The sequence below is a fragment of the Oleiphilus sp. HI0061 genome, assembly GCF_001635675.1.
Genome location: NZ_LWFE01000317.1, coordinates 1 through 631, shown reverse-complemented (window position 1 = coordinate 631; position 631 = coordinate 1). Strand labels below are relative to the sequence as shown.

Sequence of the window (631 nt, the reverse complement as noted above, 5' to 3'; positions counted from 1 at the left end):
CAGCCTGAAGGCCAAATGTGGCCGATGAGCACGCCACATTCATATCATATGCGAAGCCTTCTACACCAAGTTGGCTTTGAACCTCAATTGAGACAGCTGGATAAGCGCGCTGTAGATTCGAGCAAGCGACGATGACGGCATCGATATCAGCGACGGTTTTGTTTGCATTTTTGAGCGCATCTTTGGCTGCTTTAACGGCCATTTCGCATAAGATACTAGGCTCGTCATTGGAGCGCTCAGGTAGCAATGGGTGCATTATTTCAGGGTCAAGAATGCCAGCCTTATTCATTACGTATCGGCTTTTAATTCCAGAAGCTTTTTCGATAAAAGCGGAAGAAGATTCTTGTAGCGCTTCGAGTTCGCCTGCGGCTATTTTGTCAGCATTTTCACGATTAAAGCTTTGCACATAGGCGTTAAAACTCGCAACAAGCTCATCATTTGAAATAGATTCACTTGGTGTAAACAGCCCAGTACCAGAAATAGCAGCCTTTATCATGGTCACCTCTTTGCTAACGGCAAGCATGACAAGCGTACCGCGTTTAGATTCAAAACCTGCACTAAGTACAAGCCGATAAGTAAGAAAATAGCTGCACAGATTACGTTTTACGAGCTTTAATGACAACCAATATTT

At 44.2% G+C, this 631-nt stretch carries 1 pseudogene; it reads right to left on the bottom strand.

Annotated elements, in window-relative coordinates:
• Positions 1-496 (bottom strand): annotated as a pseudogene (locus tag A3735_RS04095) (beta-ketoacyl-ACP synthase III); the annotation flags it as partial.
• Between the last annotated feature and the right edge of the window lie 135 nt (positions 497-631).